Raw genomic sequence first — 14,154 nt, 5'->3', positions numbered from 1 at the left:
GCGTGCACACGTTCACGAAGTCACCCGCCCGCGGTACCCACGCAGGACGCACGCATTCCGGTAACCGTTCCGTGACCTCCGCCACACTCATGAGAGGCGCATGAGAACGGGGCTTGGCCACCTGTCCCAACAGGTGGTAGGCGGCGGGCAATTCGGGCGTACCGACGAAAGACCGTGATCACGGCCCTGATCGGTCAGGTCCGCAATGTCCGTTACGGCGTCAATAAGGAACGACACACCCGGGGTTCATGGTGCGCATTGAACAATTGTGGCGCAGCACACGTTTCTTGAAGGTATGGAGGAGCCCCTGATACCGGTTGGTCTCATGTCCCACACCGCTCACATACGCAGCCACCGGAAACCCCGCCGCAGCGCGACGACGAACATCGCCGTGCGTGCCGGAGTTGCCGGTGGCGTTCTCAGCATGGCGGCGGCGGGTGCAGCCTCGGCCAACGCTGCCGAGACGACACAGACCCTGCAACTGCCCACCCTGACCGCCGACCTGGCCACCCAGGTCGCCCAGTCCGCCGAGGCCACGCAGCAGGCCGCGGCGAACTACCAGCTGCAGGCCGAGCGCGACACGGCCGCCGCAAACGCCGCGAAGCAGGCGAAGGCGGACCTCGCGGACGCCAAGAAGAAGGCGGAGGCAAAGAAGAAGGCCCAGGAGGCCGCTCGCAAGGCCGCTGCGGCGCAGGCAGCCTCGCGCAGCTCCGAGCGGACCACCCTGTCCGCTTCGACGTCCACAAGCGCCTCCACGAGCACGAGCACGAGCTCGTCGACGGCCACCGGGTCGGCCGCCGCCATCGTGTCCTTCGTGAAGGCCCAGATCGGCAAGTCCTATGTCCTGGGCGCCACCGGCCCCAGTGCCTACGACTGCTCGGGGCTCGTCGGAGCCGCCTTCAAGCAGGTCGGCATCAGCCTGCCGCGTGTCTCCCAGGACCAGTCGACCGCGGGTACTCAGGTGTCCCTGAGCAACCTGCAGGCCGGCGACATCCTGTACTGGGGCAGCGCGGGCAGTGCCTACCACGTGGCGGTGTACGTGGGCGACGGCATGTTCGTCGGCGCGCAGAACCCCTCCACCGGCATCGTGGAGAGGCCGCTGTCGTACGACATGCCGACCGGTGCGGTGCGGGTGCTCTGAGCCCGCGCACGACGCCGTGAGCATGGGGCCGCTGCCTCGGGGGCAGCGGTCCCCTCGGCGTACCCCGAGCCCGCTCCACGCTCTCCGGGCGTCCCGGGTACCGGAGTTCGCGGCCTCCCGGCCGGAGTTCGGGACTTCCCTGCCGGAGTTCGGGACTTCCCTACCGAAGTTCGCGGCTTCCCTGAAAAGCTTCTGTCCTCAGGTTCGGCTTACCAGACAGCCGAACGCCAAACATGAGGAGAGCAAGCCATGCCACGTGTCTTCGTCCAGGGCAGCCCCGTCGACTCCTACCCCCGGCCCGCACCCGAGGCCCGGCGCGGGTCCGTGCGACGCGTCACCGAGGTCGGTGAAGAGGTCCTGCACCGGCCGAGCCGGGACGTGACCGAGTTCGGGCCCGACCTCGCCGCGCTCATCGACGACATGTTCCTCACCATGTACGTCGCCGAAGGGGCCGGCCTCGCGGCCAACCAAGTGGGCGTCGATCTGCGCCTGTTCGTGTACGACTGCCCCGACGACGACGGTGTCCGACATGTCGGACACATCGTCAACCCGGTGCTGGACCCCCTCGACCCGGCCGGGCGCCGGCTGCTCGACGAGGGCGAGGGCTGCCTGTCGGTGCCGGGTGCGGTGATGGACGTACCGCGTCCGGACCGGGCCGTGGTGCGCGGGCTCGACAAGGACGGCGACCCGCTCGTCGTCGAGGGCACGGGGTACTTCGCGCGCTGCCTCGCCCACGAGACCGACCACGTCAACGGTCAGGTCTATCTGGACCGGCTCTCCAAGCGGGACCGCAAGGAGGCGCTGCGACAGGTGGCGGACCGGCGTGACGAGGTGTTCGCCCGCCGGACCGCCAAGACGAAGGCCCTGACCGCCTGATCACCACCGGGCCCGGGCCCGCCGCTACGCCTTCGGCGCCACCTTGCTCAGCCCGTTGATGATGCGGTCCATCGCGTCGCCGCCCGTGGGGTCGGTGAGGTTGGCCAGCATCTTCAGGGTGAACTTCATCAGCAGGGGGTGCGTCAGGCCTCGCTGGGCCGCGATCTTCATGACCTTCGGGTTGCCGATGAGCTTCACGAAGGCGCGGCCCAGCGTGTAGTAGCCGCCGTAGGTGTCCTTGAGGACCTGCGGGTAGCGCTGCAGGGCCAGTTCGCGGCTCGTGGGGGTCGGGCGGGCGTGGGCCTGGACGATGACGTCGGCGGCGATCTGGCCGGACTCCATGGCGTAGGCGATGCCCTCGCCGTTGAAGGGGTTCACCAGGCCGCCGGCGTCGCCGACCAACAACAACCCCTTCGTGTAGTGGGGCTGGCGGTTGAAGGCCATCGGGAGGGCGGCGCCGCGGATCGGGCCGGTCATGTTCTCGGGGGTGTAGCCCCAGTCCTCGGGCATGGACGCGCACCAGGCCTTCAGGACCTCGCGCCAGTCCAACTCCTTGAAGGAGTCGGAGGTGTTGAGGACACCGAGGCCGACGTTCGAGGTGCCGTCGCCCATGCCGAAGATCCAGCCGTAGCCGGGCAGGAGACGGTCCTCGCCCGAGCCGCGCTTGTCCCACAGTTCCAGCCAGGACTCCAGGTAGTCGTCCTCGTGGCGGGGTGAGGTGAAGTACGTGCGGACCGCGACGCCCATGGGGCGGTCCTCGCGGCGGTGCAGGCCCATCGCGAGGGAGAGGCGGGTGGAGTTGCCGTCGGCGGCGACCACCAGGGGCGCGTGGAAGGTGACTTCGCGTTTCTCCTCGCCGAGCTTGGCGTTGACGCCGGTGATGTGGCCGGTGCGCTCGTCGACGATCGGGGCGCCGACGTTGCAGCGCTCGTAGAGGCGGGCGCCGGCCTTCTGGGCGTTGTGGGCGAGCTGCTCGTCGAAGTCGTCGCGCTTGCGGACGAGGCCGTAGTCCGGGAAGGAGGCGAGTTCCGGCCAGTCCAGCTGGAGGCGCACCCCTCCGCCGATGATGCGCAGGCCCTTGTTGCGCAGCCAGCCGGCCTCCTCGGAGATGTCGATGCCCATGGCCACGAGCTGCTTGGTGGCGCGCGGGGTGAGGCCGTCGCCGCACACCTTCTCGCGCGGGAACTCGGTCTTCTCCAGCAGGAGTACGTCGAGTCCGGACTTGGCGAGGTGGTAGGCGGTGGCGGAGCCGGCTGGCCCCGCGCCGACGACGATCACATCGGCGGTGTTTTCGGAGAGGGGCTCGGTCACGGCGGGATCTCCCCAAGTTCGCAATCTGCGTGCCGACCGGCACTGGACATGGGCAGTCTATTCAGCGCCACTGATCACCAGGCTGAAGGGCTGCCCCGTGAACCGAGCTCTCCCCGCAGTACGGCTGCGTGTCCCGACCGACGAGGACGCCGTGGCCTGGCACCGGGCCTTCGACCACCCGGACGTCATGGAGTTCCACGGCGGCAAGGCCGCGGAGCTGTCCGTCTACGAGGAGCTCACCGCCCGCCAGCGCCGGCACGACGCGGAGCGCGGTTTCTGCCTGTGGACCATGCTCGACGACACGGACCGGGTGATCGGCTTCACCGGCGCCCAGCCGTGGCCGCAGGACTGGGGACCGAAGGGCGAGATCGAGATCGGCTGGCGGCTGGGACGGGAGTTCTGGGGCCAGGGGTACGCCACCGCGGCGGCGGAGCTGACGGTGGAGCGGGTGCGCGCGGCCGGGGTGCCGAGCGTGGTGGCGATGGTGCTGGCCCGCAACACCCGGTCCATCGCGGTGACCAGACGGCTGGGCATGCACCTCGCCGAGGTCTTCACCACGCCCTCGCGCGAGGAGGAGGGCCACTGCTACCGGCTCGAACTGTAACTCAGAGTAACTGTCAGCTACAGAACGACACTTGATGCTTCCGGTCGGGACCGGACCGGGGTTACCCTTCCGGTACCGCTGGGGGTGACATCTGTGCGCATAACACCCAAAACACCTGAAGTGCGCGTGCCACGGCTCGTCGGCCTGATGGCCGTGGACGCGCGCGAGACGGCCCAGTCGCGCGGGCTGTTCATCAACTCGCCGGACCGGCCCGACTTCCATCTCGCCGTCGTCGACTACGTCGTACGGCAGTACCCGCAGCCCGACGCCGAGGTGCCGCGGGACTCCGTGATCTACGTCTGGTTCGACTTCGGCGAGGGGGACGGCGGGGGCGGTATGCGCGAGCCGCGCATACCCCGGCCGCCGAGCGGCGGGATGCAGCGCGAGCTGGACGAGCCGCCGGGCGACGCCTTCTTCGAGACGGTGATCAGGTAAGAGGGGGCCGAGCAGGGGGCTAAGAGGGCGTCGGCCAGGGGGCTGAGAGCGGCCGCGCGGGCGCGCTCGGGCACCCCGACGTCACCCGCCCCCGAAGCCCTGCTCAAGACGTCGCCCGCGAAGCCCTACTCAGGCCCCGCCGCCGAAGCCCCGCTCAAAACCCCGCCCGCGAAGCCGTACTCAGGCCTGCTTGAAGCCCCGGTGCAGGGCCACGATTCCGCCGCTCAGGTTGCGATAGGCGACCTTCGACCAGCCGGCCTTGCGCAGGCGCTCGGCCAGCGCGGGCTGGTCGGGCCAGGCGCGGATGGACTCGGCGAGGTAGACATACGCGTCCGGGTTCGAGGAGACGGTCCGGGCGACCGGCGGCAGCGCGCGCATCAGGTACTCGGTGTAGACCGTGCGGAAGGGCGCCCACGTCGGGTGCGAGAACTCGCAGATCACCACCCGGCCGCCGGGCTTGGTCACCCGGTACAGCTCGCGCAGCGCGGTGTCCGTGTCCTGGACGTTGCGCAGCCCGAAGGAGATGGTCACGGCGTCGAACGTGTCGTCCTTGAACGGCAGCTTCGTCGCGTCGCCGGCCGTGAGCGGCAGCCAGGGGTGGCGCTTCTTGCCGACCTGGAGCATGCCGAGGGAGAAGTCGCAGGGCACGACATAGGCGCCGCTGCGGGCGAAGGGGAGCGACGAGGTCGCCGTACCGGCGGCGAGGTCCAGGATCTTCTGCGCGGGGCGGGCGTCGACCGCCTTCGTGACCTCCTTGCGCCATCGGCGGTCCTGGCCGAGCGACAGCACGTCGTTGGTGAGGTCGTACCGTTCCGCCACGTCGTCGAACATCGAGGCGACTTCGTGCGGCTGCTTGTCCAGGGATGCGCGGGTCACGCGCCCATTGTGGCAGTACGGACCGGGCACACCGAAGGCGCCCGGCCCGTACGGCCCCACTTACATCCCGCCTATATCCGGTTCACGACGGCAGCAGTCTGGGTTTCTTCTTCGCCGCCACGTCCTCCACCCAGCCGCAGAGCACGATGAACACGGCGATCAGGATCCAGCCGATACCGAACATGAACCACTGGCTCCCCAGCGGCAGCCACTTCTCGAAGGCGGGTACCTTCCAGAACTGGTCGGTCAGCGGCACGGCGAGCACCAGCGCGATCTCGTGCCAGAGATAGATCGTCACGGCCCGCGCGTTGAAGATCGTGACGATCCGGTCCAGCCGCTTGAAGCGGGTCAGCCAGGCGAAGTCGATGTTGAAGTACGCCTTGGCCCACATCAGGAGCATGACGTAGCCGGCCGACCAGAAGGTCTGGGCGAGCGGGCTCTCGTCCAGGTCGTAGGTGCCGCCGGCCTCGGCCTGGTGCGTGAAGGCGTACCAGCCGCCGAAGGCGATCGCGGCGACCGACAGGGTCACCACCAGGAAGGGCTTCAGCCGCTGGAGCACGCCGTCGCGGTGCGCGAAGCCGAGGATCCAGCAGAAGAGGTACGTCGACAGGTCCCAGAGGGCGTTGCCGAAGCGGTTGTCCGGCCCCGCCCACACGAACTTGAGGACCACGATCGGCACGAGGGTCAGCAGCAGCACCGGGATCGGCGCCTTGCGGAAGATCCACAGCAGGGCGGGCGAGAGCAGCACGAACCAGAGGTACGTCCGCAGGTACCAGAGGATCTCCCAGGCCTGCAGACCCCAGGCGTTGCCCGGCGGGTCACCGACCGGCACCACCCAGAAGACGATCTGCCAGCCCGGCATCCAGTCGTGGATCATCATCGCCACGACCACGAAGAAGCCCCAGAACCAGAACGGCGGCAGCAACCGCCGCATCCGGCTCTTGACCACCTTGACCGCGGGCCGCTCCAGCGACTTCGCCATCAGCGTCCCGGCCAGCCCGAACATGATCCCCATGGAGGGGAACACCATCCCGCACCAGGCCCACCCGAAGGTGTGGTAGGTCACGACCCGGATCAGCGCGACGGCCCGCAGGGTGTCGAAGTACCGGTCCCGGCCCGCCTTTTGGGGCACGGGACCGGGCTTCTCGACAACCTCCGCGACGGCCTCCGCCGCCACCGGCTCCGGCTCGGACCCCGGCTCCGGATCCACCGAGGGCAGCGTCGCCGTCTCCTCTACGACGCCCGCCCCCGCGCCCTGCCCGTAGTCCGTCGCCGCGTACTGCTGCGGATACGGCTGCTGTTGGGGATACGGCTGTTGTTGGGGATACGGCTGCTGTTGGGGATGTGGCTGCTGCTGATCCGGGTACGGCTGCTGGGGCTGACCGTACGGCTGCGGCTGGCCGTATCCCTCGTAGCCGTACGGCTGTTGGGGCTGTTGGGGCTGCCCGTAGCCGCCGCCGTATCCCTGCTGCTGCTCCCAACTCATCAGTTCGCCCCCGCCGGTGTGCCGACCTCGCCGGTGCGCTTGAGTTTCTGCCAGCGCAGCCGGCCGCCGGTCAGGGCGGTGATGCTGGAGTGGATGAGGACCAGGTACATCATCTGGCGGTAGGCCAGTTGCTGGAGCGGCATCATCAGCAGGTAGCGGTACTTCTCCCGGTCCAGCCTGAACGCGTAGGCGGCGCAGAAGAGTTGGATGGCGAGCACCGCGAACCACATCCCGAGGGACGCCCAGAAGTCGACGAAGATCATCGAGTAGACGGTGAAGACGTCGATCAGCGGGGCGAAGACCGGCGTGATGATCTGGAAGATGACCACCAGAGGCATGCCGACCCGGCCGAAGCGGCCCGAAGGACCCTTGTCCGTAAGGGACTTGCGGTGCTTCCACAGCGCCTGCATGGTGCCGTAGGACCAGCGGTAGCGCTGCGACCAGAGCTGCTTGAGGGAGGCCGGGGCCTCGGTCCAGGCCCTGGCGTGCTCCTGGTAGACGACCCGCCAGCCCTCGCGGTGCAGGGCGATGGTGATGTCGGTGTCCTCGGCGAGGGTGTCCTCGCTCATGCCGCCCACGGCGAGCACCGCCTCACGGCGGAACGCGCCGATCGCGCCCGGGATGGTGGGCATACAGCGCAGCAGGTCGTACATGCGGCGGTCGAGGTTGAAGCCCATCACGTACTCGATGTGCTGCCAGGCGCCGATGATCGTGTTGCGGTTGCCGACCTTGGCGTTGCCCGCGACCGCGCCGACCTCGGGATCGGCGAAGGGCTGCACCAACTGCCGTACGGTGTCGGGCTCGAAGACGGTGTCGCCGTCCATCATCACGACGATGTCGTAACTCGCGCTGCGCACACCGTTGTTGAGGGCGGCCGGCTTGCCCGCGTTCTCCTGGCGGATGACCCGGACGTTCGTCATGCCGAAGGAGCGGGCCGCCTCGCGGGCGATCTCGGAGGTGCCGTCCGAGGAGCCGTCGTCGACGACGATGACCTCGATCGGGTGGGTGCTCTTCGCCAGCGACTCAAGGGTGTTGGCGATGCACTCCTTCTCGTTGTACGCCGGGACGATCACCGTCACCGGGCGGGTGACCGTGGGTCCCCAGCTGAACCGGCGTTTGTTGCGCTGTCTGTAGTGGCGCCGGGCGAGGATCAGCATCATCCCGAAGCGGCCCATGACGGCGACGCCGACGACGGTGAGGCCTGCCGCAAGTCCCGGCACCACCCACTCGGCGACCTTGACGGCGTAGATGAGCGCCTTGCCCTCGTAGAGGGTCATGCCGGTGGCCTCGCGGTGGGCGCCCTGGAGGACGGAGGTCCGCCGCGTGCCGTTCTGGTTGCCGGTCCCGGTGCCGCCGACGGCCGATCCGACCGTCTGGCCGCCGCCGGGCGCGGTGCCGCCGGGCGCGCCCGTGGGTGCGGCGGAGGGAGCCGCCGAGGGCTGCGCGCCGACCGCGACCGTGCCGGTGCTCGTCCCGGCGGCGGCACCCGCGGCGGCGCCCGCACCGGTCCCGCTCGCCCGCTCGGCGGCGGTGTTCTTGGCGATGGCACCGCTCACGGTGGTGAACGTGTAGCCCTTCGCCTTCATCTTCGCGATGTACGTGGGCAGCGCCTTCATGGTCTGCGAGCGCACACCACCGGCGTCGTGGAAGAGCACCGAGGAGCCCGAAGTCCCGGACGGCGTCGCCCACTTGATGATCTTCGCGACGCCGGGCTGCTTCCAGTCGTCGCTGTCGGTGTCGACGAAGACGCTCGTGTAGCCGTCGGTGCCGAGCTTCTTGTAGACGGGGTAGCTGTAGTTGTCGATGGCGTCCGTCTCCGAGGAGTACGGCGCGCGGAACAGCGTCGTCGTGATGCCGGCCGCACCGGCCAGCGCGAGCTGTGTCTGTTCCATCTCCCGCTTGATGCGGGCGTCGCTCTGGTAGGAGAGGTCGACGTGGGTGAAGGTGTGGATGCCCACCTCTTCGCCCTGCTCAACCATCTGCTTCACGATGTCCGGGTAGCGCGAGACCATCGAGCCCACCAGGAAGAACGTGGCCGGGACGTCGTACTTCTTGAGGATCTTCAGGACGGTGGGCGTGTAGGTGGGGTTCGGGCCGTCGTCGAACGTGAGGACGATGGTCTTCTTCGCGATGGTCTGGGTGACCGGCTTGCCGTTGCGGAAGGTCAGGATCGGGCCGCCGTTGAGGACCTTGTCGGGGACCTTGCTGGCGCTCGCCCCGTCCCGGACGCGCTGGTCGCCGCCGACTTCCGCGCGCAGGTAGCCGTCGAGCAGCATCACGCAGGTGAGGCCGAGGAGAAGCAGCAGGGCGAGGATCACTCGGGGTTTCTGCAGTGCGGCGGCCTTGCCGGCCGCGCGCTCCATCCGAGTGGGGGCGCGCCGGCGCCCGCGTGAGGGAGTCGTCGTAGTCATGGCTGCGGAGGCACTCCGGTCAGTGTGCGGTGGCGGAGGAGGACGGGGCCGCGCCCGTGGGGGCGCCCGAGGGGATGTCGGTCGGGGCGCCCGTCGGAACACCGGAGGGCGCTACGCCGCCTCTGCCACCGTCGGGGCCGTAGCCACCGCCGGGAGCCGAACCGGCCTGGCCGCCGCCGAACGGCAGCAGCGAGGAGGGGTTGATCGAGATGCCCCAGCCCATGAACGCCATGCCGAGTACGAACACGTACCCCAGGCTGAGGGCGCCCATGAGGAGGCCGATCCGGCGCAGCACCTTTGACCGGCGGCCGGAGTTGTCAACGAACACGGGGCCTTCTATGGACCCGTTGCCGCCTTTGCGGCGGCGACCCCGCGCAGAGGCGCGGTTTTCGATGGCGGACTCGGATTGCATTCCCCAGACATTAGGCGGCCTTTATGTGACCGAAACTCTGGTTCTCTTGTGAGCCCGCCAAGAAAAATGCCGAAGCCTGTCCGTTCCCTTAGAGAAACCAGGAAGCGCCTTATGAACGGCCAGTGTCGGTAGTGTCCTCGATATTCCGCTTCGTCGCCCGACTTGACCGTTTCGCGCATCGGCGCCCGTGGGTTTCCTATGTTTTCTCTGTCTTCGTAAGACACAGCCCCATGTGCTTCATTTAGGCTTCGGAAACCGACTCTGTTTCCATCCTGAGACAGAAATCACCGTCCTGAGACGGAAAGGGTGCATGCTCATATGAGGAGTTTCCTGAAACCGGCGGCCGGGCTCACCTGCTTGTTTGCCCTCGCGGTCACCGGATGCTCCTCGAGCTCCGACGACTCGTCGGACTCGGCCCCCAAAGCGACGGAGAGCGCTGCGTCGACACCGTCGTCGACCCCTTCTTCGTCGGCTTCGTCGGGCTCCACCTCGACCACGTCCTACGCCCCGTACGTCAGCGTCACGACCGCCGCCGACATGGACGGTTCGGGGTCCCCGACGACGTACAACCTCGCCTTCGCCATCGCCAAGGGCAGCACCTGCACGCCGGAGTGGAACGGCACGACCGCGATCGACAACGCGGCCGTGACATCCAGGATCTCGGCACTCAAGGAGTCCGGGGCCACCGTCCGCGTGTCCTTCGGCGGGGCCTCGGGCAAGGAGCTGGCGGAGACCTGCACCAGCGCGACCGCCCTCGCGAAGGCCTACGGCGAGGCGCTGGACGCGGCCGGTTCGACCCAGGCCGACTTCGACATCGAGGGCGACGCGCTGACCGACTCGACCTCGGTCGCCCTGCGCTCGAAGGCGATAGCCCTGCTCCAGAAGGAACGCAGCGGCCTCAAGGTCTCCTTCACCCTGCCCGTGATGCCGTCCGGCCTCGACTCCGACAGCCTGGCGCTGCTGGAGTCCGCCAACGACAACGCGGTCGAGGTCTCCACGGTCAACATCATGACGATGAACTACGGCGAGACGTACACCGCCGACATGGGCGACTACGCGATCACCTCGGCCACGGCCACGCACACCCAGCTGAAGAAGGTCTTCGGACTGTCGGACGCGGGTGCCTGGCAGGGGATGGCGCTCACGTCGATGATCGGCGTGAACGACGTCTCCGGCGAGACGTTCTCCCTCTCGGACGCGGCGCAGGTACGGACGTTCGCCGAGGAGAAGAAGATCGCGTGGGTGTCCATGTGGTCTGCGTTCCGGGATCAGCAGTGTGAGAGCGGGTCGTCCGACGATGATGCGGCGACTGACTGCAGTGGGGTGACGCAGAGTTCGGGGGCGTTCGCGGAGGCGTTCGCGGGGTGACCTGGTGCGTTGTTGGCCGGCGGCCCGTTGTAGCTGGTCGCGCCCGCGCGGCGGAGCCGCGAATGTCACAGCCCCGCACCCCTGAAAGAGCTGACCTCAGCGGCGTCTGTGAACTAGCCGGCCTGCGCATACCGTTGCGACGCAGGTGCCCGTCCCGTCGAATACGGCGAGGTCGGCGCGGGCGCTCTCTCTGATCAACGGCAGTTGCTCACACGGGAGTACGACCACGTCGTTCCGGGCAGCCGCCGCCCGGAGTTCGGGCGAGTCGGCGTGCTCCGCCAGGACAGCGGTCGCACCCGTCTTCAGTACGGCGTGGATGCGCTCACGCGGGCTCGGTGCCTCCGGGAGCGGGCCCTCGTGGACGCGGGCCGGACCGAGGACACCCGGCCAACTCCGCACCCGCGCACCGGGAAACCGCTCCTGGACCTCTGTCAGTGTCCCCACACCGGCAATCCGCCCGCCCTCGACGGCGACGGCCCCGCGCTTGATCGGCGCGGGGTCGTCCCAGGTGTGGCGGACCTCGTCCGCCGTGTGAATCGTCAGCACAGGCAGGTCAGTTGGCCGACAGGAGCTTCAACTCCGGGTGAGCCGTGCCGCCTTCGATCGCCGTCGACGAGATGTGCGACATGACCCGCTCGTCGACCGGGTCGTTCGCCGGGTCTTCGTGGACGACGATGTGCTCGTACGTCGTGGTCCGCTGGGCGGGAACGCGGCCCGCCTTGCGGATCAGGTCGATGATCTCCATGCGGTTGGAGCGGTGCTTGGCGCCGGCCGAGGAGACGACGTTCTCCTCCAGCATGATCGAGCCGAGGTCGTCCGCGCCGTAGTGCAGGGAGAGTTGGCCGACCTCCTTGCCGGTCGTGAGCCAACTGCCCTGGATGTGGGCGACGTTGTCCATGAAGAGGCGGGCGATGGCGATCATGCGCAGGTACTCGAAGAGCGTGGCCTGCGTGCGGCCCTTCAGGTGGTTGTTCTCGGGCTGGTAGGTGTACGGGATGAAGGCCCGGAAACCCCCGGTCCGGTCCTGTACGTCACGGATCATCCGCAGGTGCTCGATGCGCTCGGCGTTGGTCTCGCCGGTGCCCATGAGCATCGTCGACGTGGACTCGACGCCCAGGTTGTGCGCCGCCTCCATGATCTCCAGCCAGCGCTCGCCGGACTCCTTGAGCGGCGCGATGGCCTTGCGGGGGCGGGCCGGGAGCAGCTCGGCGCCGGCGCCCGCGAAGGAGTCGAGCCCGGCCGCGTGGATCCGGGTGATGGCCTCTTCGGCCGACACCCCGCTGATCCGGGCCATGTGCTCGACCTCGGACGCGCCGAGGGAGTGGATGACCAGCTGGGGGTACGCGCCCTTGATCGCGGCGAAGTGCTTCTCGTAGTACTCGACGCCGAAGTCCGGGTGGTGCCCGCCCTGGAACATGATCTGCGTACCGCCGAGTTCGACGGTCTCGGCGCAGCGCCGCAGGATGTCGTCGAGGTCCCGCGTCCAGCCCTTGGCGGTGTCCTTGGGCGCTGCGTAGAACGCGCAGAACTTGCACGCCGTGACGCACACGTTCGTGTAGTTGATGTTCCGCTCGATGATGTACGTCGCGATGTGCTCCGTACCCGCGTACCGACGCTTGCGTACGGCGTCGGCGGCGGCGCCGAGCGCGTGCAGCGGGGCGTCGCGGTAGAGGTCGAGGGCCTCTTCGGGGGTGATACGCCCGCCCTCGGCGGCACGGTCGAGGACGGACTGAAGCTCGGCCTTCTCGGTCACCGGGAGGTCCCTTTCGTCAAGGGTTGCGGACGGGCAGCGGTTGCTGACAGACCTTGTCAGCCTACGCCAGCCGATTTCCCGCCCCGACCTCAGGCCGTGTACGCGCCGACCAGCAGCCCGAGGAAGGCACCGGCGAGCAGAAACGGCCCAAAGGGGACGACGATCCCCCGGCCGCCCCGCCGCCTCCAGGCCGCGAAACCCCCGTAGACCGCCCTGAACAGGAACCCCGCGAACGCGCCCAGCATCACCGTCGGCCACCCGTACCACCCGAGCACGACCCCCGCCCCGACCGCGAGCCTCACCTCACCGAGGCCCAGACCACCACCGCCGGAGTCGAGGCGGGTCAACGCGAAGTACCCGGCGCCTAGCGCGAGGCCGCCGCGCAACGCGGTCGTCCAGTGCCCGGCGTGCTCGGGCACGAAGGTGACGACACCGAGGAGTGCGAGCGCGGCACCGGCGAGGGGGAGCGCCAGGTCGACGCCGGCGGACAGGACGGCGACGGGCGCGAGCAGCAGCCACACGGCCAGCTCGGGCCGCGTACCGGTGGCGGCGGCGAGGGCGACGCACACCAGCACGACAAGGAGAGCGGTACCCACACCGCGCCGGCCGACCCGCGCCACCACCGCCCCCGCGAGGGCGCCCCACACCCCCGCGAGGGCAATCAGTAGTTGGTCGTAGTCCATTCGACGGCCCCGACGCCTACTTGACCTTGGACAACCGGGCGGTCGGGGAGCCCTCGGCGGAACTGTCCGACACGTATTTGAGGTCGTCGCCGACGGGGGTGAGGGTGACCGTGTGGGCGGCCTGGTTGCAGACGTCGCGGTTCGACGTCGCGCCCGCGGCCGAGGCGACGAGCCTGGTCTTCGTGACCTGCTTCAGGGTCAGTACGTCGTCGCAGACGCCGCCGAGCTGGTCGGTCTGGCGGAGGATGCCCAACCGCTGCCCCACGCCCACCTTGGCGATCGTGATCCGGAAGGTCCCGTCGGGGAGCGTGCCGCCCAGCGCGGTGCCCTCGCCCTGCCAGGTGCCGAGGTAGGCGTCGGGGACGGACTGGAGCGAGGACCCGTCACCCGCGCTCGGCACGCTGCTCGCCGTAGAAGTAGAAGTAGAAGTAGAAGTAGAAGCGGAAGCGGAAGGAGAGGAAGAGGTGGGGATCGTGCCCGCCGAGGAATCCGTGCCCTTGCCGTCCGGCTGCAACCAGTACAGCCACACCGGCACCAGCGTCACCACCGCCAGCGCCCCGGCGATGGAGAGCGCCACCGCGCAACCGACCCTGCGGCCACGCCCGTTGGGGCCCGGAGCCGCCGTGGCCGCGACGGAGACGGAGAGCTTTCCGGGGCGATGACCGGAGGCCGGGGGGACGGTGTCGTACGGGGGCGCGTCACGGGGTTCGGGCACGAACCCGGGTGGCCCGGCAGGTGACTTGGGCATCACCGGCGCCGGCCCGAACGCCCCGGCCTCGGCGGTACCGACCCCGGCTC

At 69.0% G+C, this 14,154-nt stretch carries 13 protein-coding genes and 1 pseudogene; 5 read left to right on the top strand and 9 right to left on the bottom strand.

Translation table 11 applies throughout. The features are described from left to right. Positions 1-325: 325 nt before the first annotated feature. Complete coding sequence (locus tag ACFWP5_RS19545) at positions 326-1,141, top strand: C40 family peptidase (RefSeq protein ID WP_366435955.1); 816 nt, start codon at positions 326-328, stop codon at positions 1,139-1,141. Positions 1,142-1,390: 249 nt separating this feature from the next. Then, positions 1,391-2,017 carry a peptide deformylase gene (gene def / locus ACFWP5_RS19540; RefSeq protein WP_384157616.1) on the top strand — a complete coding sequence of 209 codons (627 nt, stop codon included), beginning with the start codon at positions 1,391-1,393 and terminating at the stop codon, positions 2,015-2,017. Between the two features lie 24 nt (positions 2,018-2,041). On the opposite strand, the gene ACFWP5_RS19535 is transcribed toward def, so the two are convergent. After that, positions 2,042-3,328, bottom strand: a complete 1,287-nt coding sequence (locus tag ACFWP5_RS19535) for a geranylgeranyl reductase family protein (RefSeq protein WP_384157613.1) — start codon at positions 3,326-3,328, stop codon at positions 2,042-2,044. A 97-nt stretch (positions 3,329-3,425) separates the two neighbouring features. On the opposite strand from ACFWP5_RS19535, the gene ACFWP5_RS19530 reads away from it, so the two are divergent. Further along, a complete protein-coding gene (locus ACFWP5_RS19530; protein ID WP_384157610.1) occupies positions 3,426-3,932 on the top strand; it encodes a GNAT family N-acetyltransferase in 507 nt (168 codons plus the stop codon). 120 nt (positions 3,933-4,052) lie between these two features. Continuing rightward, the gene (locus ACFWP5_RS19525; RefSeq protein ID WP_318018114.1) at positions 4,053-4,367 is read left to right on the top strand and encodes a PASTA domain-containing protein; all 315 of its coding nucleotides are present in this window, start codon (positions 4,053-4,055) and stop codon (positions 4,365-4,367) included. Positions 4,368-4,547: 180 nt separating this feature from the next. Here the strand turns inward: ACFWP5_RS19525 and ACFWP5_RS19520 are convergent, their stop codons facing one another. The 4 genes from ACFWP5_RS19520 to ACFWP5_RS19505 form a co-directional block, all read right to left on the bottom strand. Beyond that, a complete protein-coding gene (locus ACFWP5_RS19520) occupies positions 4,548-5,243 on the bottom strand; it encodes a demethylmenaquinone methyltransferase (protein ID WP_363099606.1) in 696 nt (231 codons plus the stop codon). A gap of 82 nt (positions 5,244-5,325) precedes the next feature. Further along, entirely contained in the window at positions 5,326-6,729 is a 1,404-nt protein-coding gene (locus tag ACFWP5_RS19515) for an acyltransferase (RefSeq protein ID WP_384157605.1), read from the bottom strand. Further along, the gene (locus tag ACFWP5_RS19510; protein ID WP_384157602.1) at positions 6,729-9,140 is read right to left on the bottom strand and encodes a bifunctional polysaccharide deacetylase/glycosyltransferase family 2 protein; all 2,412 of its coding nucleotides are present in this window, start codon (positions 9,138-9,140) and stop codon (positions 6,729-6,731) included. The genes ACFWP5_RS19515 and ACFWP5_RS19510 overlap by 1 nt, the downstream gene beginning before the upstream one ends. Before the next feature lie 19 nt (positions 9,141-9,159). Continuing rightward, complete coding sequence (locus ACFWP5_RS19505; protein ID WP_384157599.1) at positions 9,160-9,468, bottom strand: hypothetical protein; 309 nt, start codon at positions 9,466-9,468, stop codon at positions 9,160-9,162. A gap of 402 nt (positions 9,469-9,870) precedes the next feature. Between ACFWP5_RS19505 and ACFWP5_RS19500 the strand changes: the two genes are divergently transcribed. Then, positions 9,871-10,920, top strand: a complete 1,050-nt coding sequence (locus tag ACFWP5_RS19500) for a chitinase (protein WP_384157596.1) — start codon at positions 9,871-9,873, stop codon at positions 10,918-10,920. A 96-nt stretch (positions 10,921-11,016) separates the two neighbouring features. Here the strand turns inward: ACFWP5_RS19500 and ACFWP5_RS19495 are convergent, their stop codons facing one another. The 4 genes and pseudogenes from ACFWP5_RS19495 to ACFWP5_RS19480 all read right to left on the bottom strand — a co-directional run. Continuing rightward, positions 11,017-11,466, bottom strand: a complete 450-nt coding sequence (locus ACFWP5_RS19495; RefSeq protein WP_384157593.1) for a hypothetical protein — start codon at positions 11,464-11,466, stop codon at positions 11,017-11,019. A 7-nt stretch (positions 11,467-11,473) separates the two neighbouring features. Next, the gene (gene mqnC, locus ACFWP5_RS19490; RefSeq protein WP_384157591.1) at positions 11,474-12,673 is read right to left on the bottom strand and encodes a cyclic dehypoxanthinyl futalosine synthase; all 1,200 of its coding nucleotides are present in this window, start codon (positions 12,671-12,673) and stop codon (positions 11,474-11,476) included. A gap of 89 nt (positions 12,674-12,762) precedes the next feature. Next, positions 12,763-13,356 carry a hypothetical protein gene (locus ACFWP5_RS19485; protein ID WP_384157588.1) on the bottom strand — a complete coding sequence of 198 codons (594 nt, stop codon included), beginning with the start codon at positions 13,354-13,356 and terminating at the stop codon, positions 12,763-12,765. Between the two features lie 16 nt (positions 13,357-13,372). Beyond that, a pseudogene (locus tag ACFWP5_RS19480) lies at positions 13,373-14,154 on the bottom strand (serine/threonine protein kinase); the annotation flags it as partial.

This window comes from Streptomyces sp. NPDC058469, from assembly GCF_042721125.1.
Taxonomy (GTDB): Bacteria; Actinomycetota; Actinomycetes; order Streptomycetales; family Streptomycetaceae; genus Streptomyces.
Note: the sequence above shows the minus strand (reverse complement) of the source record. Positions and strands in the feature narration are given on the sequence as shown.

What these genes read in the sequence shown, in the direction of transcription:
- def (WP_384157616.1), top strand. Translation starts at nt 1,391, where the DNA reads ATGCCACGTGTCTTCGTCCAGGGCAGCCCCGTCGACTCCTACCCCCGG.
- ACFWP5_RS19510 (WP_384157602.1), bottom strand. Translation starts at nt 9,140, where the DNA reads ATGACTACGACGACTCCCTCACGCGGGCGCCGGCGCGCCCCCACTCGG.
- ACFWP5_RS19515 (WP_384157605.1), bottom strand. Translation starts at nt 6,729, where the DNA reads ATGAGTTGGGAGCAGCAGCAGGGATACGGCGGCGGCTACGGGCAGCCC.
- ACFWP5_RS19485 (WP_384157588.1), bottom strand. Translation starts at nt 13,356, where the DNA reads ATGGACTACGACCAACTACTGATTGCCCTCGCGGGGGTGTGGGGCGCC.
- ACFWP5_RS19545 (WP_366435955.1), top strand. Translation starts at nt 326, where the DNA reads ATGTCCCACACCGCTCACATACGCAGCCACCGGAAACCCCGCCGCAGC.
- ACFWP5_RS19500 (WP_384157596.1), top strand. Translation starts at nt 9,871, where the DNA reads ATGAGGAGTTTCCTGAAACCGGCGGCCGGGCTCACCTGCTTGTTTGCC.